The sequence below is a fragment of the Streptomyces sp. NPDC046915 genome, from assembly GCF_040644935.1.
Taxonomy (GTDB): Bacteria; Actinomycetota; Actinomycetes; order Streptomycetales; family Streptomycetaceae; genus Streptomyces.
In genome coordinates this window covers 326,755-347,784 of record NZ_JBEYXB010000009.1, presented here as the reverse complement: position 1 = coordinate 347,784, position 21,030 = coordinate 326,755, and the positions used below count along the sequence as shown (strand labels likewise).

Below are 21,030 nucleotides of genomic sequence, written 5' to 3'. Positions count from 1 at the left end.
GTGCCCGCCCCAGCCCCGGGTGCGCACCAGCGCACGCCGGGGCCGTCCGCCAGCCGAGGAGCCCGCACACCGTGACCACGTACGACTCGACCCCCGAGCCGGCGAACGACCCTCCGCCCCCCGACCGGGACCAGCCGGCCGTCGACGCCTCGGCCCTCGACCCCTCCGCCCTCATCCCCCTCCAGCCCGCACCGGAGACCGAGCCGGCGGGGTCCGCGCGGACCTCGCCCGTGGGCAGGCTCGCCGCGACGGTGGAGCGGCTGCGCCGGGAGGTGCGGACGGCGCAGGCGGAGGCCGAGGGGCGGGCGCTGATCGAGCTCGCCAAGGGCATCCTCGTGGAGCGGCTCGGCTGCGGCCCGGCGCAGGCCGCGCGCCAGCTCGCCGAACTCACCGAGCAGGCCCGGGTGACGCCCCTCGAATTCGCCGTGGAGGTCATCAACCAGGCCGCCCGGGACCGGATGTCCGAGGTGACCGACGCCTTCCTCGCCGCCACCGCGGGAGCGCCGGACCAGGCCGACGAATCGGCCGCCGTACGGCTGCGCGCTGCCGAGAGCGGCGCCCTGGCCGCCGGTGACACCCAGGCCGTGGCCGACTCCCTGCTCCAGCACGCGCTGCGGCCGCTCGGCGCGGTCGGCGTGGCCATCTGGGCCGCGGGCTCCGACGGTTCGCTGACCCTCGCCGGCAGCGCCGGATTCCCGCAGGGCGAGGCCGCCCGCTGGCGCTATGTCCCGCCGGACGTGGCCACGGTGGCCCGGCGCGGCCTCACCGAGCGGTCGGGGCAGTGGCTGCCGTCGCTCTCGGAGTCCGGCCTGCCCACGATCGGCCGGCTCCTGCACCCGGACGGCGCGCGGGTCGCCCTGCCCGCCGGGGCGGGCGGCCGCATCCACGGCGTGCTGGAGATCGCCTGGCCCAGGCCCGAGGAGGAACCCCAGCCCCCGCAGGTGGTCCGGCAGATGGAGGCGCTCGCGGAGCTGTGCGCGCACACCCTGGAGACGTACCCGCTGCTGCACGGGACGTCGTACGAACCCCGGGGGGTGCCGGACGCGCAGGAACTGAGCGACCTCGCGGACGGACTGCACGACCCGGCGCTCGTCCTCGTACCGCACCTCGACGGCGCGGGACAGCTCGTCGACTTCCGTATCCAGCACGTCAACAGCCGCTTCCTCGACCCGGCGGGCCGGCCCCGCGCCGTCGTGGGCGGCGCCCTGCTGCTGGAGGCCTACCCGATGGCCGCCAGCGAGAGCGACCTGTTCCAGCGCGTCGAGCGGGTCTACGCCACGGGCGAGCCGTTCCGGGCCCAGCGGATGAACCTGACCGCGCTCGTCGACCAGGTCCCGCTCGCGGCCGTCGCCGACATCAGCATCAGCCGCCACGGCTCCAGCGTGCTGCTGATCTGGCGCATCGAGGACGAGACCGCGCGGCTCGCCAGCCTGCTCCAGCACGCCCAGCGCCTCGGCCGCATCGGCGGCTTCGAGGAGAACCTGCTGACGGGCGAGATCACCTGGAACGGCCAGCTCTTCAGCCTGTACGGCCGGCCGCCCTCCAGCGCCCCGGTCGCGCTGGAGGAACTGCCCGCCCACGCGCACTCCGACGACGCCGTCACCATCAGGCGGTTCCTGCGGACGCTGCTGCACCACCGGCGTCCGGCCTCCGCCGCCTTCCGTCTCCAGCGGCCCGACCGGGTCACCCGCCACATCCGGGTGGTGGCGGAGCCGGTCCTCGACACCGACGGCCGGCTGTTCGTGGTACGCGGCGCCTACCAGGACATCTCGGCCCAGCACTGGACCGAGGTCGCCCTCGCCGCCACCCGCGACCAACTGGCCCACAGTGAGCAGCAGTCCGACGAACGCAACCGGCTGGCCCTTCAGTTGCAGCACGCGATCATGCCTCCGGCGCAGGCGCCGCTGCATGTGCCGGATCTCCAGGTGGCGGTGCGCTACCGTCCCGCCGAGGCGGAGCAACTGGTCGGCGGCGACTGGTACGACACGGTCGTGCTGCCCTCCGGGCTGGTGCTGCTGTGCGTCGGGGACGTGGCGGGGCACGGCATCGAGGCGGCCACCAGCATGGTCGTCCTGCGCAACGCGCTGCGCGGGCTCGCCGTGACGGGCGCGGGGCCGGCGCAGCTGCTGTCCTGGCTGAACATCGTGGCGCACCATCTCACGGGCGCCGTCACCGCCACCGCCGTCTGCGCGCTCTACGACGGGGACAGCCGCACCCTGCGCTGGGCGCGGGCCGGGCATCTGCCCCCGGTGCTCGTCCGGGACTCGGAGGCGACCGCGCTGCCGGTCCTCAAGGGTCTGCTGCTCGGCGCGGTGCCGGAGGCGGTGTACGAGGAGACCGAGGTCCAACTGGCGCTCGGCGACACGCTGTTGATGTACACCGACGGCCTGATCGAGCGCCGTGACCGGTCCGTGGAGGAGTCCCTGTCGCATCTGCTGGCCACCGCCAGGTCCGCGCCCAGCACGCTCGACCAGCAGTTGGACCGGCTGCTCACCTACAGCAGGTCGGACACCGACGACGACACCTGCATCGTCGGCATCCGGGTGGCATGACACCGCCGGCCGGGGCCCGGAGAAGGGAACCCCGGCCGGCGGAGCGCGGCACGGTCCGGATCAGACCGCCGGGGCGGGGTACGTCGGGTACTCCACGCCGGAGACGTGCTGGACGACGCGGACGACCTGGCAGGAGTAGCCGAACTCGTTGTCGTACCAGAGGTAGAGGATCGCGTTGTCGCCCTCGACCTTGGTGGCGCCGCCGTCGACGATCGAGGCGTGACGGGAGCCGATGAAGTCGCTGGAGACCGCGTCGGGGGCGGTGGTGAAGTCGATCTGCCGCTTGAGCGGCGAGGTGAGCGACACGTTGCGGAGGTAGTCGAGGACCTCCTGGCGGTCGGCCTCGCGCCCGAGCTGGAGGTTGAGGATCGCGATCGAGACGTCCGGCACGGGCACGCGGATCGAGCTGCCGGTGATCCTGGCCTTGAGGTCGGGAAGGGCCTTGGTGACGGCGGAGGCGGCACCCGTCTCCGTGATGACCATGTTGAGCGGCGCGGAACGGCCGCGGCGGTCCGACTTGTGGTAGTTGTCCAGCAGGTTCTGGTCGTTGGTGAACGAGTGGACGGTCTCCACGTGGCCGCGCAGCACGCCGAACTCGTCGTCCATCGCCTTCAGCGGGGGCACGATCGCGTTGGTGGTGCAGGAGGCGCAGGACAGGATCTGCTCGTCCGGCTTGATCGTGTCGTGGTTGACGCCGTGCACGATGTTGGGCACGTCGCCCTTGCCGGGCGCGGTCAGGACGACCTTGTCGATGCCGGGCCGCAGGTGCTTCGACAGGCCCTCGCGGTCGCGCCACTTGCCGGTGTTGTCGATGAGGATGGCGTTCTTGATGCCGTAGGCCGTGTAGTCCACCGACGTCGGGTCGTCGGCGTAGATCACCTTGATCTCGTTGCCGTTGGCGGAGATCGTGCTGCTGTCCTCGTCGACGGTGATGGTGCCCTGGAACTGGCCGTGCACGGAGTCCCGGCGCAGCAGCGAGGCGCGCTTGATCAGGTCCTGCTCGCCGCCGCCGCGCACCACGATGGCGCGCAGCCTGAGGCCGTTGCCGGAGCCGGACTTCTCGATCAGCAGCCGGGCCACCAGGCGGCCGATGCGGCCGAAGCCGTAGAGGACGACGTCGCGCCCCTCGCGGCGCTCGATCTTGTTGGCGCCGGTGGCGCCGGCGACGGCCTCGGCGGTGAACTCCGGCACCGTCAGGCCCCGGTCGTCGGCCTTGTAGGTCGCGGCGAGCATGCCGATGTCGATCTGGGAGGGGCCGAGGTCGAGCGTGGTGAGCGCCTGGAGGAACGGCAGCGTCTCGGTGACCGAGAGCTCCTCGCCCGCGATCTGCCGGGCGAACCGGTGGGTCTTGAGGATGCTGACCACCGACTTGTTCACCAAGGAGCGGCTGTGCAGCAGGACCGTGACGTCCCGCTCGCGGTGCAGCTTCCCGATGATCGGGATCATCGACTCCGCGATCTCCTCGCGGTTGTTCCAGTTGGTGAACGAGTCGTCGTTGACAGTCACAGATCTATCTTTCGAGCTAGGCGGCGCTCATATGGTAACCACACGATACTTCGGGCTTTCGGGTGGTCGAACGCGGGGTGCTCTCGCGGTTGCGAGGGCGTGCCGGAAGGGGAGCGGGCCGATGGAGCTTGAGCTGCGGCACCTGCGCGTGCTGTGCGCGATCGCCGACGCGGGGAGCGTGGGCCGGGCGGCGACCGCGCTGCGCTACTCCCAGCCCGCCGTGAGCACCCAACTCCGGCGCATCGAGCGGCACTTCGGCGAGCCACTGTTCGAACGCGGGGCGACGGGGGTACGGCCGACCCCGTACGGCGCGGAGGTCGTCGCCCGGGCCCGGGACGTCCTGGCCCGTGCCGACGCGCTCGGGCGGCGCCCGGCACCGGGCACGCCGGGCGTGCGCCGGGCCCTGCGGGTGGCGGCGACCAACTCGCCGATGCTGTCGGGCACCGTGTCCGGGATGCGGGCCCGGCTGCCGGACGTCCCACTCGCCGTGAGCAGCGTGTACGCCTCCTCGCGGATCGTCGAGCTGCTGGAGGAGGGCGCGGTGGACGCGGCCATCGCCGCCGACTATCCCGGCATGGAACTCAGGCATTCGGCAGCCGTGACCCACCGCGGGATCGTCACCGAACCGAGCTTCGTGGCCCTGCCTGCGGACCACCGGGCGACCCGCCGCGCCGAGGTGTCCCTCGCGGAGCTGGCCGGGGACGCGTGGTTCCTCACGCCGGACGACGGGGCGGGCTGGCCGGGCGTGTTCTACGCGGCCTGCGCGGCGGCCGGGTTCACGCCGGTGGCCGTGCACGAATTCCTCGGCGACCAGAAGCAGTTGCAGAGCATGATCGCCGACGGGCTCGGGGTGTCCGTGGTCCAGGCGACCCTGCGGCCGCTTCCGCGCGTGGTGGTGAAACCGCTGGCCGGAACGCCGCTGTGGTGCCGATACGTACTGGCCTGGCGACCCGACACGGTGGCCGAGGAGGTGGCGGAGGCCCTGAGCCGGGCCGCCACCGCCGCCTACCGCGACCTCGTCGCCGGATCCCCGCACCTGAGGGCGTGGGCCGCGCGCATATGGAGCGTGGACGGCTCGTAGGGACCGGCCGACGCCGGGATGTTATGCCTTGCCGGGCCAGGTGCTATGTCACACAGCATTGTTGCCGCGGGAGGGCGTTGGGACATTGCCTCACACGCCTCATACCCCAGCCGAGGCGCATCCGTCCGTGAAGGAGCCCCGATGCGCTACCGCCCGACGCTGCCCGGACGCATGGCCTGCGCCCTGGCCCTCTGCGTCGCCGTCGCGGGTCCGCTGTCGACCCCGGCGACGGCGGCACCCCAGGCCCCCACCGCCCCCGCCACCCCATGGACGCAGGCCCGCAGGGCCACGCCCCCACCGGCCGGCCCGGCCCTCGGCGCCGCCGAGCGTCCCGCCGTACAGCGCCGGCCGCTCAACCCCGCCCAGCTGCCGCCCCTGGCGGCCACGTCGCCCGAGGAGAGAGAACGGGAAGCCGGTCCGCGCACCGCCGTGACAGCGGCCTCGTGCACGCCGGCCGATTTCGGCGGCAGGACCGGTGCCGCGCTCGTCGCGTTCGTCGAGGCCTCCACCACCGACTGCGTCAACACCCTGTTCGCGGTCACCGGCACCGACGCCCGCGCGGTCTTCCGCCAGCCGCAGATGGTCACGGTCGCGAACGCCTTCACGGGCGCGGCACGCCGGTACCGGGGGGACAACTCCGCGCACGTCCAGCAGCTCGTCCTCTTCCTCCGCGCGGGCTACTACGTACAGTTCAACCACCCTGCCGACACCGGCCCGTACGACTCCAGGCTGACCCGGGCCACCACCCGCGGCCTGGACACCTTCTTCGCCCGCCCGCACTCCCGGGACGTCACGGAGGCGAACGGCGGCATACTCGGCGAGGCCGTCGTCCTCACCGACAGCGCCGACCAGCAGGCCCGCTACCTGGACGTCTACCAGGAGCTGCTCGACGGGTACGACAGCTCCTACGACGCCGTCGACAGCATGGTCACGGCCGTCAACGACGTCTACACCCCTCTCTGGCGCGGCAACTGGAACCCGGACTACGTCACCGCGGTCACCGCCGACCCGGACATCACCCGGACGCTGGAATCCTTCGCGCTCGACCACCTGGACCTGCTCGGCACCGACCGTGCCTACCTCGACTCCAACGCCGGGATGAACCTCGCCCGCTACGTCGAGCACCCCGCGCTGCAACCCCTGGTCCGGCCCCTCGCCAAGGACCTGCTGGACACCTCGCGGATCACCGGCCCGACGGCCGGGCTGTGGGTGGCGGTCGCGACCCAGGCCGACGCCTACGACCGCGCCGACTGTTCCTACTACGACATCTGCGACCTGCCGGCCCGGCTGACCCGGGCCGCCCTCCCGGTCACGCACAGCTGCGACGCGACGCACACCGTCCGGGCCCAGGCCCTGACCGCCGCCGAGCTGGAGGCCGTCTGCGCGAGCGTGCTGGGGCAGGACCGGTACGTCCACGACCTCGTCCGGGACGAGGGGCCCATTCCCGGTCAGTACGTGTCGACCATCGACCTCGTGATCTTCGCCGGCCGCGCCGACTACCGCACGTACGCCGGGGCGATCTACGGCGTCAGCACGGACAACGGCGGCATCACCCTCGAAGGAGATCCGGCCGATCCGGCGAACCGACCTGTGTCGATCATGTACCAGAAGGACTACGACGACGGCTTCGCGGCCCGGGTCTGGAACCTCAACCACGAGTACACGCACTTCATCGACGCCCGCGACGACATGAAGGGCGACTTCGCCCAGCAGACGACGGTGCCCGACGTGTGGTGGATCGAGGGCCTGGCCGAGTACGCCTCCTACGGCTACCGCGGCCTCGCCGACGAGCAGGCGGTCACGGAGGCCGGCAAGCACACCTACCGGCTCAGCACGCTGTTCGAGAACACCTACGCCAACAGCGACGTGACGCGCACGTACCCCTGGGGCTACCTCGCGGTCCGCTACATGTTCGAGCGGCATCCGGCCGACATCCAGCGGATGCTGGCCAGCTTCCGCGTCGGCGACTATCCGGGCGGCTACGCCGTCTACGCCGACGGCATCGGCACCCGCTACGACGCCGACTTCGACCAGTGGCTCACCGCGTGCGCCGCAGGCGGATGCGCCTGACGGACATCAGGCGCTCAGCGGCGGCAGGCGCAGGTCCGCGGTCACGCGCTTGCCGCCGTTCAGCGGCGCGGTCCGCAGGCCGGGACAGAGCATGGCGACCAGCCTCAGCCCGTGACCGCCGATCCGGCGGCCGTCCCTGGGCTGGAGCTCCGGCAGGAGGGTGGAGGTGTCCCACACGGTGATGTGCAGTACATCGGCGCCGGGCGACAGCTCCAGCAGCAGCCCGCACGGGCCGGGAGCGTGCCGCAGCGCGTTGGTCACCAGCTCGCTCACCACCAGCTGGGCGTCCTGCCCCACCCGCTGTCCGGGGGGATACCCCAGGCGCCCGAGGAACGCCGACACCCCCCGCCGCGCATCGATGACGCGCAGGGTGTCGGCGTCCCAGGTGGCGCTGTAGCGCAGCGGAGCGGGAGCGCTGTAGCCCTGTCCATCCGTCGCCTGATTCCTAAGCGGGATGACCATGTTCCATGTGCCTTCGTGTGGGGGATCCTTGTCGTCTGGTAACGGCGCCGGCCTGCGTCGGATTAGCGGCTACCCGCAGTCGCCACGGTCATGACCGCAATGCGGGATCAATCGGCCGGGCCGGTGCGAGCCGACGTTAGGGTCGCGGTCATGACAGAAGCACTGCCCGATTTCCCCTACCACCCCGACCCCCTGACCACCGGTTCCGTGGTGGCCGCCCCAGGGGTCTGCGCGTGCTGCGGTCGGGAACGCGGGTACCTCTACACCGGCCCGGTGTACGGGACCGGGGAGCCGGACGGCCCGCTGTGCCCGTGGTGCATCGCGGACGGGAGCGCGGCCGCCCGGTACGAGGCGCTCTTCTGCGGGGACGCCACGGGCGACGACGTACCCCGGGAGGTCCTGGTCGCCATCGCCGAGCGCACGCCGGGTTTTTCCGCCTGGCAGGACCCGCGGTGGCTGCTGCACTGCGGTGACGGGGCCGCCTTCCTGGGGCTCGCCGGGACGGACGAACTCGCGGACCACTCGGGCGCGCTCGCGATGCTGGGGCAGGAGCTGGCCGGCCGGGGGTGGCCGGCCGGCCAGGTCGAGGAGTTCCTCGGCGCGCTGGACAAGGACGGTCAGCCCACCGCCTACCTCTTCCGCTGCCGGGTCTGCGCGGCCCAGCTGGCCTACGCGGACTTCACCTAAGCGCGCGGGTCCTACAGGTTCACGGTGCGCATGCCGGCCTCGTCGTAGCGTTCGCCGGCGGCCTTGGGCAGTTCGGCGTCGATCCGGGCCAGGTCCTCCTTGGTCAGCTCGACGTCGATCGCGCCGGCGTTCTGCTCCAGGTAGCCGCGGCGCTTGGTGCCCGGGATCGGGACCAGGTCCTCGCCCTGCGCCAGCACCCAGGCGATCGCCAGCTGGGCCGGTGTCACGTCCTTCTCGGCGGCGATCTCCTTCACCTTCTCGGCGAGCCGCTGGTTCACCTCCAGGTTGCCGCCGGTGAAGCGGGGGCCGCCGCGGCGCCAGTCGTCCTTGTCGAGTTCGTCGGGCGAGGAGAACCGGCCCGCGAGGAAGCCGCGTCCCAGGGGCGAGTAGGGGACGAAGCCGATGCCGAGCTCCCGGCACGTCGGCAGGACCTCGGCCTCCGGGTCGCGCGTCCACAGCGAGTACTCGGTCTGCACGGCCGTGATCGGGTGGACGGCGTTCGCGCGGCGCAGGGTCTCCGGCCCCGCCTCGCTCAGGCCGATGTGCCGCACCTTGCCCTCGGCGACCAGCTCCGCCAGGGCGCCGACGGTCTCCTCGATGGGGACGTTCGGGTCGACGCGGTGCTGGTAGTAGAGGTCGATGTAGTCGGTGCCGAGCCGTTGCAGCGAGCCGTGCACCGAGCTGCGGACGTGCTCGGCCGAGCCGTCCTGCCGGCCCACCGTGCTCATGTCGCCGGGGACGGTGTCGTCCATGCGGTAGTTGAACTTGGTGGCGATCACGTACTCGTCGCGATGGCCCCTGACCGCCTGGCCCACGAGCGTCTCGTTCGTGAGCGGGCCGTACATCTGCGCGGTGTCGAGGAAGTCGATGCCCAGCTCGAGGGCGCGCCGGATGGTCTGGACGCCCTCGTCCTGATCGGTGGAGCCGTAGAAGGCGGACATGCCCATGCAGCCGAGGCCGATGGCTGACACCTCGAGGTCCCGCAGACTGCGCCGCTTCATATGAGTTCCAGCCTTTCCTGCGAAGTGGATCGTCTTTCTGTTCAAGGACGCTAGAACTTGAAGCGCACTCCAAGTCAAGCGCGGTGCTGACCGGCCGCTGTCACCCGTGAACGGCCGAGGAGCGCCGTGGCGATGCGTACGAAGGACCGGATGAGCGGAGTGCTCCGGTCGCTGTTCCAGGCGATGACGAGGTCGCTGGACGGCACCCCGGTCAGGGGCACCGCGGTGAGCCCCGCGGGCAGGTGAAGGGGGAGTGGCGCGAGCCCCACGGCGCCCTCCCACAGCACGGACTGCAGACACTCGTGGGCGGTGCGCACGACGGGACCGTCGCGGTCGTCCGGCTGGTCGGCCCCCGCCGTCCGGGCCCCGCACGGGTCGGTCCAGAAGGCCCGCCACACGGGATCCGTCCCCTCGGGGAACCGGAACCACCGGCGGCCGGCCAGCTCCGCCACGCCCAGCCGCTCGTTTCCGGCCAGGGGATCGTCGACGCGCAGGATCACACCGACCGGGTCCGAGCGCAGTACGCGCACGGCGATGCCGTGGTCGTCGAAGGGCGCCCGGGTGAGGGCCACGTCCACGAGGCCGGCCCGCAGCCCGGTGGTCGGGTCGGTCAGGTCGGCCTCACGGACCCGGACCCGCACGGTGGGGTGGCGCTCCCGGAAGACGGCCGACAGACGGGCGCCCGCCTGCTGCGCGCTGTCGGCGAGGGTACCGAGGGTCAGGGTGGGCGCGGCTGCGGCGACCCGGTCGCGCGCCTGGTCGGCCCGGGCCAGCAGGATGCGCGCCTCGTCGTGGAGCCGGACCCCGGCGGGAGTGAGGGTCACTCCGGCCGGTGACCTCAGCAGCAGCTCGCAGCCGAGGTCGGTCTCCAGCTGCCTGATGGCCCGGCTGAGCGGCGGCTGGGTCATGTTCAGCCGCGCGGCGGCCCGGCCGAAGTGCAGTTCCTCGGCGACGGCCACGAAGTACCGCAGGGTGCGTAGCTCCATCAACGGCCACGATACCCGCGCGGTATCGGGGGTGCCGGATCGGTCTTGGACGCCTCCGGGCGCCGCGCGGTGCACTGGGACGAGCGGCAGTTCGCCGCACGTTGCCCGTACCGAGGAGTCGCAGTGACCCAGCCCGTGACGCAGGACCCCGTCGTCGACGTGACCGGCGCCCAGGAGTTCGCCCGGGACCTCCTGGTCGTTCCCGACCGGGGTGTCGACCTGGTGCCGAACATAGGCGTCATCGGCGGACGGCACTCCGTCCTGGTCGTCGACACCGGCATGGGTCCCGAGAACGCGGAGGCGGTGCTGGACCTCGCGACCGAGTACGCCCGGGGCCGGAGGCTCTTCCTGACGACCACTCACTTCCATCCCGAGCACGCGTTCGGCGCGCAGGTCTTCAAGGAGCGTGCGACGTACGTGGTCAACGCGGCCCAGGCCGAGGACCTGAAGGTGAAGGGGCCGGGCTACCTGGGGATGTTCCGGGGGCTGGGCGAGTGCGTCGCCCAGCGGCTGCGGGGCGTGGAACTCGTGGAGCCCGACGTCGTCTACGACCGGACCTACGAACTCGACCTCGGCGAACGGGTCGTCCGGCTGGAGGCCACCGGCCGCGCACACAGCAGGGGCGACCAGGTGGTGCGGGTGCCGGACGCGGACGTCCTGTTCACCGGGGACCTCGTGGAGGCGGGGCAGTTCGCGATCTTCCCCTGGTTCCCGCCGCACGACACCGACGTGTCCGGCCTGCGCTGGCTCACGGTGATGGAGCGGCTGGCCGCCCGGCCCTCCCGTGTGGTGGTGCCCGGGCACGGGGCGACCGGCGGACCGCGCCTGCTGGCCGACGTACGCGACTACCTGCGGCTGCTGCGGGACGAGACCTGGGCGCGCCGCGACACCGCGGTGAGCGAGAGCACCATCGTCGAGGAGGTCTCGGCCCTGATGGTCGAGCGGCACCCCGAGTGGGCCGGGCGGGAGTGGATCGAGAAGGGCGTGGGGTGCCTGTGCGCGGAACATCCGCACGAGGAGCGGCCGCCCATGAGATGATCATCTCTCTGTTGCCGGACCGGCGGGCGGGGGAGCACGCATGCGCAAGGACATAGCCGGGGTCCGGGCGCCATCCGGGCCGGCCGTGGACGCGGCGCGGCTGGTGTGCGCGGAGTACGCGGACGAGGCTCTGTACCACCACTCGTCGCGGGCGTACTTCTTCGGCGCGGCCTGGGCCGAGGCCCGCGGCCTCGACTTCGACCGTGAGCTGCTGTTCGTCTCGGCGATGCTGCACGACCTGGCCCTCACCCCGCCCTTCGACAGCCATGCGCTGCCGTTCGAGGAGGCCGGCGGCCATCTGGCCCGGGTCTTCACGGCCGGCCTCGGCTGGCCGGCCGAGCGGCGCGACCGGGCGGCGGAGCTGATCGTGCTCCACATGCGGGACGACGTGGCGCCCGAAGTGGACGTGGAGAGCCGCCTGTTGCAGGTCGGCACGAGCGCCGACGTCTCCGGCACGGGATTCGACATGTTCGGCCCCGGCTTCTGCGAGGCCCTGGTCGCCGCCTACCCCCGCCGGGGCTTCGCCGCCTCCTTCGTACACCTCTTCCGCGACCAGGCCCGGCGCAAGCCCGGCTGTGTGGCGGCGGAACTGGTCGCGGGGGACTGGCCGGAGCGCACGCTGGCCCATCCGCTGGAAGCCCGTCCGCTGGAACGGGACTGACGGGGCGGCGGGTTACGGACCCGGGCGGCCGGTGAGCGGGGTACCGGCGGGCTCGGCGCGGATGCGATGATCACGGGGATGCCCGACGAACCCCCGCTCACCCACCGCGACAGGAGCCCGCAGTGAGCAGTGTCCACCACGACGTCACCCCGCTTCCCCCGGCCCGGGTCGAGGAGGTCGGCGACGGAGTCTTCGCCTACATCCAGCCGGACGGGACCTGGTGGATCAACAACACCGGCTTCCTCGTCGGCCGGCGCGGGGTGATCAGCGTCGACGCCTGCTCCACGGTACGCCGCACCCGGGCCTACCTGGACGCCATCGCCAAGGTCACGCCGCAGCCGGTACGCACGGTCGTCAACACCCACCACCACGGCGACCACACCTTCGGCAACCACCTCTTCGACGGCGCCACGATCGTCGGACACGAGGCCACCCGGGCGGGCGTCCTCGAATGGGGCGAGCCGAAGGACGCGCCGTTCTGGACGGAGGTCGACTGGGGGGAGTTCGTCCTGGAGCCGCCGTTCCTCACCTACACCGACTCGGTGACCGTGTGGGCCGACGACCTGCGCGCCGAGGTACGTCACGTGGGGGTACCTGCGCACACGACGAACGACTCGATCGTCTGGCTGCCGGAGCGCAAACTGCTGTTCAGCGGCGACCTGCTGTTCAACGGAGGCACCCCGTTCCTGCTCCAGGGGTCGGTGGCCGGTGCGATCCAGGTCCTCGAGGAGGTCGTCGGACCGCTCGGCGCGACGACCATAGTCCCCGGGCACGGCGCCATCGCGGGGCCCGAGGTCATCGATGACGTCCTCGGGTATCTGCGGTTCGTGCAGAAGACCGCCCGCGACGGCCGCGACGCCGGGCTGACCCCGCTTCAGACCGCCCGCGAACTGGATCTGGGGGAGTACGGCGAACTGCTCGACCGGGAGCGGATCGTCGGCAACCTGCACCGGGCCTACGCGGAGCTGGAGGACGGACCGCTGGGCCGGCCCATCGACGCCGTGGCCGCGCTCCGCGACATGGTCACCTACAACGGTGGCCGCCCCCTGACCTGCCTGGCCTGACCCCGCCCGGCCCGTCGGCGGAACCCATTCGTCCCCCGAGGCGCCACAGCCGGTGACCGCCGCCGGACGTTGCCGGTGTGCCTGGAGCAAAGTCGGGCAGTAGCTGTGACATGCGACGGTATGCGGCCGAGGGGTGAATCGGTCGCGTGTGCGAATTGAGGTAAGAGGAAAGAAGGGTGGCGGCATGGTCGACACCGGCACTGACGCCCAGCAGGAATTCCCGGGCGGGCCGAAGGGCACGAATCGCGTGGCGAAACTGCCGCGACAGGTGCGTGACGACCTCACCCGCAGGCTCCGCCGGAACCGGCGGGCCTTCCGCAAGGAGGACGTCCAGGTCATCGAGCCGCCACTGCTCCGGCGCGCGGTCGGGGCCTCGGCCCTCGGCAACTGCATGGAGTGGTTCGACTTCGGCGTCTACAGCTACCTGGCCGCGACCATCGGCAAGGTCTTCTTCCCGGGCGCCTCGCCCGCCGCCCAGGTGATCTCCTCCTTCGCGACCTTTGCCGCCGCGTTCGTCGTGCGCCCGCTCGGCGGTCTCGTCTTCGGCCCCCTCGGCGACCGCCTCGGCCGGCAGAAGGTGCTCGCCACCACCATGATCATGATGGCGGTCGGCACCTTCGCCATCGGACTGATCCCCGCCTACGGCACGATCGGCATCGCCGCTCCCGTGCTGCTGCTCCTCGCCCGCATGGTGCAGGGCTTCTCCACGGGCGGCGAGTACGGCGGTGCCACCACCTTCGTCGCCGAGTACTCACCGGACCGCCGGCGCGGATTCCTCTCCAGCTGGCTCGACTTCGGCACCTTTGTCGGCTACGCCCTCGGCTCCGCGCTGGTCACCCTGCTGAACCTGATGCTGACCGACGCCCAGATGCTCTCCTGGGGCTGGCGGATCCCGTTCCTGATCGCCGGGCCGCTCGGTGTGATCGGTCTCTACATGCGGCTCAAGCTGGAGGAATCGCCCGCCTTCCAGCAGCAGTTGGACGAACACGAGAAGAGCCTCGCCCAGGAGTCGGCGGGCGGCGAGCTCAAGGCGATCGTCAGGAACCACTGGCAGGCGCTGCTGATCTGCGTCGGTCTGGTGCTGCTCTACAACGTCACCAACTACATGGTCACCGGCTTCCTGCCGACGTACCAGACGGAGACGCTGAACCGCTCCAGCAGCTTCGCCGACGTCCTCGTGCTGGCCGGCATGGTGTGGATCGTCGTACTGATCACCTTCATCGGCCGGCTGAGCGACCGGGTGGGCAGGCGCCCGGTCTACGGGGTCGCCGCGGCCGCGATGGTCGTCCTGGCGGTCCCGGCCTTCCTGCTGATCAAGATGCACGGCACCTGGGGTCCGGTCCTCGGGGTGCTCCTGCTCTCCACCCTGCTGGCCTGCTTCGCCGCGCCGAGCGCGGCCACCCTGCCCGCGCTCTTCCCGACGGCCGTGCGCTACGCGGCCATGGGCATCGGCTTCAACTTCGCCGTCGCGGCCTTCGGCGGCACCACTCCGCTGGTCACGGAGGCCCTGGTGAACCTCACCGGGAACGACATGATGCCCGCCTTCTACCTCATGCTGGCCGGGGCCATCGGCCTGGTGACGGTGTGGTTCCTGCCGGAGAGTGCCCAGGTGCCGCTCAACGGCTCCCAGCCGATGGTCGGTTCGAAGGAGGAGCGGCGCGAGCTGATCACCACGTCGGAGGAACTGTACGTGGTCTCGCGGGCGCACGCCGGGCGGCGCTGACCCGCGCCGGACGCGGGGCCGGTCCTAGAGGGGGTACGTCACCACGCGGGGGAACCCCTCCGGCCTGCTGTTGCCGGTGTACGTCAGGGTCATCCGGGTGAACTGCTGAAGCTGCGGGTGCTTCTTCCAGGGCTTCGGGCGGTCGAGCCGCACGGTCACCGCGTACGCGTGGAATCTGCCCGCCGCGCAGAACGGCTTGCAGTCGTTCACCAGGTTCACGCCCGTGGCCGTCGCCGACATCGGATCCCACTGCGACCAGCGCATCTTGGCGAGGCGGCTGTTGCCGTCGCCGCAGGCCAGGATGAAGGCGGACGGGTGTACGTCCGGATTCCCGAAGCAGTCGACGAGGACGGGCCTGGAATGCCGTGCCGCCGTGCTGCTCGACGCCGTCGCCGATGCCGTCGCCGCGGCCGGCGCGGTGGCGGCGGCCGGGGGCACGGTCGCCGCGAGCAGTGCGCCCGCCCAGAGGGTGATCGCTGTCCATACAACCGGTCCGCGCATCTCGACACCGCCCGTTCGCGATCGACTCTCTATCGACGCTACGACCGTCCCGGGCGATGCACCACTCGCACGGAGGAACCACCCTCGTTGTGTGTTCCTACGAATTTGCGCGGGAAGGGTTACCGCTTGGACAGCTGATTGATAGGAAACTTTCCTATCAAGCCCTCGCGGGCCAACTCGCCACCCCCCACCCCCACTTGGAGCCTCCGTGTCGCATCCCGACCGCGAATCAGTCCCCACTCCCCTCTCCCGCAGGACGGTCGTCGCCGTGATCGGTGCCGTGGCGTCCGGGGCCCTGCTCAGTGTCCCGCGAGCCGTCGCGAAGCCGGCGGCCGCCTCCGGGCTCGACGACCCGGCGAAGAAGGAGATCGCCATGAAGCTGGTGTCGAGCGCGGAGAACTCCTCGCTCGACTGGAAGGCCCAGTACAAGTACATCGAGGACATCGGTGACGGCCGCGGCTACACCGCCGGCATCATCGGCTTCTGCTCGGGCACCGGCGACATGCTCGACCTCGTACAGCTCTACACCGACCGCAAACCCGGCAACGTCCTCGCCAAGTACCTCCCGGCCCTGCGCAGGGTCAACGGCAGCGACTCGCACGACGGCCTCGACCCGGACTTCCCCAAGGACTGGCGCAAGGCCGCCCAGGACACGGCGTTCCAGCAGGCGCAGAACGACGAGCGCGACCGCGTGTACTTCAACCCCGCCGTCAAGCAGGGCAAGGCGGACGGCCTGCGCGCGCTCGGCCAGTTCACCTACTACGACGCCATCGTCATGCACGGCGACGGCGACGACCCCACCAGCTTCCGCAACATCCGCAAGCGGGCCCTGCGCAGCGCCAAGCCGCCGGCCCAGGGCGGCGACGAGACCACGTACCTGGGCGCCTTCCTCGACGCCCGGGTGTGGGCCATGAAGCAGGAGGAGGCCCACAGCGACACCACCCGGGTCGACACCGAGCAGCGCGTCTTCCTGCGCAAGGGCAACCTCGACCTGAACCCGCCCCTGGACTGGAAGGTGTACGGCGACAGTTACCACATCGGCTGACGCGCGGCCGTACGGCTCCCGGCCGGCGCCGAACCGCACTCCCTGGACCGCTTTTGCCGAACCGGCAACAAGCCTCGCGCGGCGCGCCCGGCTCGCCGGATGATCCACGTACGAAGCGTCCAGGGAGGGCTCATGCCGCAGATGTCCACTTCGCAGACCCCCGTCGCCGATCCCATCCACAAACTGGTGTCCACCCCGGCCGGCCGAACCCACCTGGTGGAGCAGGGGAGCGGTCCGCTGGTGCTGCTCGTGCACGGCTTCCCGGAGTCCTGGTACTCGTGGCGGCACCAGCTGCCGGCGCTGGCCGCCGCCGGGTACCGCGCGGTGGCGATCGACGTGCGCGGCTACGGCCGCTCCTCCAGGCCCGCGGCCGTGGACGCGTACCGCATGCTCGAGCTGGTCGAGGACAACGTCGCCGTCGTCGAGGCCCTGGGCGAGCGGTCGGCGGCGATCGTCGGGCACGACTGGGGCGCGAACATCGCCGCCACCTCCGCCCTCGTCCGGCCCGAGGTGTTCCGCGCGGTCGGGCTGCTGAGCGTGCCGTACACCCCGCCCGGCGGCCCCCGGCCCAGTGAGGTCTTCGCCGCGATGGGCGGCCCCGACGAGTTCTACGTCTCGTACTTCCAGGAGCCCGGCCGGGCCGAGGCGGAGATCGAACCCGATGTGCGCGGCTGGCTCGCGGGCTTCTACACGGCCCTGTCCGCCGACACCATGCCCGCCCCCGGCGCCCCGGACCCGCACTTCGTCACCCGGGGCAAAACCCTGCGCGAACGCTTCCCCACCGGCCCCCTGCCGGGCTGGCTCGGCGCGCGCGACCTCGACGCCTACGCCGGGGAGTTCGAACGGACCGGACTCACCGGCGCGCTGAACCGCTACCGGAACATGGACCGGGACTGGGCCGACCTGGCCGAATTCGCGGGCGCGCCCGTCACCCAGCCCTCCCTGTTCCTCGGCGGCGGCGAGGACGCCTCCACCACATGGCTGGCCGACGCGATCGACGCCTTCCCCGCCACCCTGCCCGGCCTGCGCGCCTCGCACCTCCTCGACGGCTGCGGTCACTGGATCCAGCAGGAACGACCCGAGGAGACCACCCGGTTCCTGACCACTTGGCTGGATTCGGTCATGTCAATGTGACGTATCCCGCCTTCCAGCAGGCCCAATACCCCCTAACGTTCATCGCGTGGCACGGCAGGGGAGTGGCCGACACCATGGTGTTCGTCACCGGCAGGCTGGAGGGATCGACAATGTTCCGCAAGGTGCTGGTCGCCAACCGTGGAGAGATCGCGATTCGCGCGTTCCGCGCCGGCTACGAGCTGGGCGCGCGCACGGTCGCCGTCTTCCCGTACGAGGACCGCAATTCGCTGCACCGGCTGAAGGCCGACGAGGCCTACGAGATCGGTGAACCCGGGCACCCCGTGCGGGCGTACCTGTCGGTCGAGGAGATCGTCGCCGCCGCGACCCGCGCGGGCGCGGACGCGGTCTACCCCGGCTACGGCTTCCTGTCCGAGAACCCGGAGCTGGCCCGCGCCTGCGAAGAGGCGGGCATCACCTTCATCGGTCCGAGCGCCCACGTCCTGGAACTGACCGGCAACAAGGCGCGCGCGGTCGCCGCCGCCCGCGAGGCGGGCGTACCGGTACTCGGCTCCTCCGCCCCGTCGACCGACGTCGACGAACTGGTCCGGGCCGCCGACGAGATCGGTTTCCCCGTGTTCGTGAAGGCGGTCGCGGGCGGCGGCGGGCGCGGCATGCGGCGCGTCGAGGACCCCGTCCAGCTGCGCGAGTCCATCGAGGCGGCGGCCCGCGAGGCGGCGTCCGCTTTCGGCGACCCCACCGTGTTCCTGGAGAAGGCCGTCGTCGAGCCCCGCCACATCGAGGTGCAGATCCTCGCCGACGGCCAGGGCGACGTCATTCACCTCTTCGAGCGCGACTGCTCGCTCCAGCGCCGCCACCAGAAGGTGATCGAGCTGGCGCCCGCCCCGAACCTGGACCCGGAGCTGCGGGACCGGATCTGCGCCGACGCGGTGCGCTTCGCCCGGCAGATCGGCTACCGCAACGCCGGCACCGTGGAATTCCTGCTCGACCGGGACGGCAACCACGTCTTCATCGAGATGAACCCGCGCATCCAGGTCGAGCACACCGTGACCGAGGAGGTCACCGACGTCGACCTGGTCCAGTCCCAGATGCGTATCGCGGCCGGTGAGACGCTGGCCGACCTCGGTCTGTCCCAGGAGACGGTCACCCTGCGGGGCGCCGCCCTCCAGTGCCGTATCACCACCGAGGACCCGGCCAACGGCTTCCGCCCCGACACCGGCCGCATCAGCGCCTACCGCTCGCCGGGCGGCTCCGGCATCCGCCTGGACGGCGGCACCACCCACGCGGGCACCGAGATCAGCGCCCACTTCGACTCGATGCTGGTCAAACTGACCTGCCGGGGCCGGGACTTCAAGGCCGCGATCGGCCGGGCCCGGCGTGCCGTGGCCGAGTTCCGCATCCGCGGCGTGGCCACGAACATCCCGTTCCTCCAGGCCGTCCTGGACGACCCGGACTTCCAGGCCGGGCGGATCACCACCTCGTTCATCGAGCAGCGCCCGTACCTGCTCACCGCGCGCTCCTCTGCGGACCGCGGCACCAAGCTGCTCACCTTCCTCGCCGACGTCACCGTCAACAAGCCGCACGGCGAGCGGCCCGCGCTGATCGAGCCGACCACCAAGCTGCCCCCGCTGCCCACCAGTGAGCCGCCCGCGGGCTCCCGGCAGCGGCTCGTCCAGCTCGGCCCGGAGGGCTTCGCCCGCTGGCTGCGCGAGTCGCCGACCATCGGCGTCACCGACACCACGTTCCGCGACGCCCACCAGTCGCTGCTCGCCACCCGCGTGCGCACCAAGGACCTCCTCGCCGTGGCCCCGGCGGTCGCCCGGACCCTGCCCGAGCTGCTGTCCCTGGAATGCTGGGGCGGCGCCACCTACGACGTCGCCCTGCGCTTCCTCGCCGAGGACCCCTGGGAGCGCCTCGCGGCCCTGCGCGAGGCCGTGCCCAACATCTGCCTCCAGATGCTGCTGCGCGGCCGCAACACCGTGGGCTACACGCCGTACCCGACCGAGGTGACCGACGCCTTCGTGCAGGAGGCCGCCGCCACCGGCATCGACATCTTCCGGATCTTCGACGCGCTCAACGACGTCGGCCAGATGCGGCCCGCCATCGACGCCGTACGGGAGACCGGTACGGCGATCGCCGAGGTCGCCCTGTGCTACACCGCCGACCTGTCCGACCCCGGCGAGCGCCTGTACACCCTCGACTACTACCTCGGCCTTGCCGAGCAGATCGTCGAGGCGGGCGCGCACGTCCTGGCCATCAAGGACATGGCGGGCCTGCTGCGCGCCCCGGCCGCCGCGAAGCTCGTCTCGGCCCTGCGCCGGGAGTTCGACCTGCCGGTGCACCTGCACACGCACGACACCGCGGGCGGCCAGCTGGCCACCTACCTCGCCGCGATCCAGGCCGGCGCGGACGCGGTGGACGGCGCGGTGGCCTCCATGGCGGGTACGACCTCCCAGCCGTCGCTGTCGGCGATCGTGGCCGCGACCGACCACTCGGACCGGCCCACCGGCCTCGACCTCCAGGCCGTCGGCGACCTGGAGCCGTACTGGGAGAGCGTCCGCCGCATCTACGCGCCCTTCGAGGCGGGCCTGGCCTCACCCACCGGACGCGTCTACCACCACGAGATCCCCGGCGGCCAGCTGTCCAACCTGCGCACCCAGGCGGTGGCGCTCGGCCTCGGCGACCGCTTCGAGGACATCGAGGCGATGTACGCCGCCGCCGACCGCATGCTGGGCCACCTGGTCAAGGTCACCCCGTCCTCCAAGGTGGTCGGCGACCTCGCCCTGCACCTGGTCGGCGCCGGGGTGGACCCGGCGGACTTCGAGGCGGAGCCGAACCGCTACGACATCCCCGACTCCGTCATCGGCTTCCTGCACGGCGAACTGGGCACCCCGCCCGGCGGCTGGCCCGAGCCGTTCCGCAGCAAGGCCCTGCGGGGCCGCGCCGAGGCCAAGCCGGTGCGGCAGCTGACCGCCGAGGACCGCGAGGGCCTGGAGAAGTCCCGGCGCGCGACCCTGAACCGGCTGCTGTTCCCCGGCCCCACGCGCGAGTTCGACACCCACCGCCAGGCCTTCGGCGACACCAGCGTCCTGGACAGCAAGGCCTTCTTCTACGGGCTGCGGCCTGCCAAGGAGTACGCCGTCGACCTGGAGCCCGGCGTGCGGCTCCTGATCGAGCTCCAGGCCGTCGGTGACGCCGACGAACGCGGCATGCGCGCCGTGATGGCCACGCTGAACGGTCAGCTCCGGCCGATCCAGGTACGGGACAAGGCGGCCGCCTCCGACGTCCCGGCCACCGAGAAGGCCGACCGGACCAACCCCGGCCACGTCGCCGCGCCGTTCGCCGGAGTGGTGACGCTCGCGGTCACGGAGGGCACCGAGGTGGAGGCCGGGGCGACGGTGGCGACCATCGAGGCGATGAAGATGGAGGCCACCATCACCGCGCCCAAGGCGGGCCGCGTGTCCCGGCTGGCCATCAACCGGATCCAGCAGGTCGAGGGCGGCGACCTGCTCGTCGAGCTCGCCTGAACCGGCCGGACCCCCTCAGGCGTTCCCGGCCCGC

Annotated in this window: 16 protein-coding genes; 11 read left to right on the top strand and 5 right to left on the bottom strand. The window is 71.8% G+C overall.

Going from position 1 to position 21,030, the window contains the following annotated elements; all coding sequences use genetic code 11:
* Positions 1-173 precede the first annotated feature (173 nt).
* Entirely contained in the window at positions 174-2,552 is a 2,379-nt protein-coding gene (locus ABZ915_RS24975) for a SpoIIE family protein phosphatase (protein ID WP_361807422.1), read from the top strand.
* A gap of 60 nt (positions 2,553-2,612) precedes the next feature.
* Here the strand turns inward: ABZ915_RS24975 and ABZ915_RS24970 are convergent, their stop codons facing one another.
* The gene (locus ABZ915_RS24970) at positions 2,613-4,058 is read right to left on the bottom strand and encodes a glyceraldehyde-3-phosphate dehydrogenase (RefSeq protein WP_361807143.1); all 1,446 of its coding nucleotides are present in this window, start codon (positions 4,056-4,058) and stop codon (positions 2,613-2,615) included.
* 121 nt (positions 4,059-4,179) lie between these two features.
* On the opposite strand from ABZ915_RS24970, the gene ABZ915_RS24965 reads away from it, so the two are divergent.
* A complete protein-coding gene (locus ABZ915_RS24965; protein WP_361807140.1) occupies positions 4,180-5,139 on the top strand; it encodes a LysR family transcriptional regulator in 960 nt (319 codons plus the stop codon).
* Between the two features lie 141 nt (positions 5,140-5,280).
* Positions 5,281-7,209: a collagenase gene (locus ABZ915_RS24960; protein ID WP_361807137.1), complete on the top strand. Its 1,929-nt coding sequence runs from the start codon at positions 5,281-5,283 to the stop codon at positions 7,207-7,209.
* Between the two features lie 6 nt (positions 7,210-7,215).
* Here the strand turns inward: ABZ915_RS24960 and ABZ915_RS24955 are convergent, their stop codons facing one another.
* Complete coding sequence (locus ABZ915_RS24955) at positions 7,216-7,671, bottom strand: ATP-binding protein (protein WP_361807134.1); 456 nt, start codon at positions 7,669-7,671, stop codon at positions 7,216-7,218.
* A gap of 150 nt (positions 7,672-7,821) precedes the next feature.
* Between ABZ915_RS24955 and ABZ915_RS24950 the strand changes: the two genes are divergently transcribed.
* A complete protein-coding gene (locus ABZ915_RS24950) occupies positions 7,822-8,358 on the top strand; it encodes a CbrC family protein (protein ID WP_361807131.1) in 537 nt (178 codons plus the stop codon).
* 11 nt (positions 8,359-8,369) lie between these two features.
* Here the strand turns inward: ABZ915_RS24950 and ABZ915_RS24945 are convergent, their stop codons facing one another.
* The gene (locus tag ABZ915_RS24945) at positions 8,370-9,359 is read right to left on the bottom strand and encodes an aldo/keto reductase (protein ID WP_361807128.1); all 990 of its coding nucleotides are present in this window, start codon (positions 9,357-9,359) and stop codon (positions 8,370-8,372) included.
* A 74-nt stretch (positions 9,360-9,433) separates the two neighbouring features.
* On the bottom strand, positions 9,434-10,345 hold the full coding sequence (locus tag ABZ915_RS24940; RefSeq protein WP_361807125.1) for a LysR substrate-binding domain-containing protein: 912 nt from the start codon (positions 10,343-10,345) through the stop codon (positions 9,434-9,436).
* Between the two features lie 123 nt (positions 10,346-10,468).
* Between ABZ915_RS24940 and ABZ915_RS24935 the strand changes: the two genes are divergently transcribed.
* The 4 genes from ABZ915_RS24935 to ABZ915_RS24920 all read left to right on the top strand — a co-directional run bounded on the left by ABZ915_RS24935 (position 10,469) and on the right by ABZ915_RS24920 (position 14,831).
* The gene (locus ABZ915_RS24935) at positions 10,469-11,383 is read left to right on the top strand and encodes an MBL fold metallo-hydrolase (RefSeq protein WP_361807122.1); all 915 of its coding nucleotides are present in this window, start codon (positions 10,469-10,471) and stop codon (positions 11,381-11,383) included.
* Between the two features lie 40 nt (positions 11,384-11,423).
* A complete protein-coding gene (locus ABZ915_RS24930; RefSeq protein WP_361807119.1) occupies positions 11,424-12,044 on the top strand; it encodes an HD domain-containing protein in 621 nt (206 codons plus the stop codon).
* A gap of 122 nt (positions 12,045-12,166) precedes the next feature.
* The gene (locus ABZ915_RS24925; protein WP_361807116.1) at positions 12,167-13,108 is read left to right on the top strand and encodes an MBL fold metallo-hydrolase; all 942 of its coding nucleotides are present in this window, start codon (positions 12,167-12,169) and stop codon (positions 13,106-13,108) included.
* A gap of 184 nt (positions 13,109-13,292) precedes the next feature.
* Complete coding sequence (locus ABZ915_RS24920; RefSeq protein WP_361807113.1) at positions 13,293-14,831, top strand: MFS transporter; 1,539 nt, start codon at positions 13,293-13,295, stop codon at positions 14,829-14,831.
* 24 nt (positions 14,832-14,855) lie between these two features.
* Here the strand turns inward: ABZ915_RS24920 and ABZ915_RS24915 are convergent, their stop codons facing one another.
* On the bottom strand, positions 14,856-15,332 hold the full coding sequence (locus tag ABZ915_RS24915; protein WP_361807110.1) for a hypothetical protein: 477 nt from the start codon (positions 15,330-15,332) through the stop codon (positions 14,856-14,858).
* Between the two features lie 208 nt (positions 15,333-15,540).
* Here ABZ915_RS24915 and ABZ915_RS24910 point away from each other — a divergent pair, with 208 nt between their 5' ends.
* From ABZ915_RS24910 to ABZ915_RS24900, 3 genes are all read left to right on the top strand, one after another.
* Entirely contained in the window at positions 15,541-16,377 is an 837-nt protein-coding gene (locus ABZ915_RS24910) for a chitosanase (RefSeq protein WP_361807107.1), read from the top strand.
* A 132-nt stretch (positions 16,378-16,509) separates the two neighbouring features.
* Positions 16,510-17,511, top strand: coding sequence for an alpha/beta hydrolase (locus ABZ915_RS24905; protein WP_361807104.1), 1,002 nt, complete (start codon positions 16,510-16,512; stop codon positions 17,509-17,511).
* A gap of 110 nt (positions 17,512-17,621) precedes the next feature.
* Entirely contained in the window at positions 17,622-20,996 is a 3,375-nt protein-coding gene (locus ABZ915_RS24900; protein ID WP_361807419.1) for a pyruvate carboxylase, read from the top strand.
* Positions 20,997-21,030: the final 34 nt, after the last annotated feature.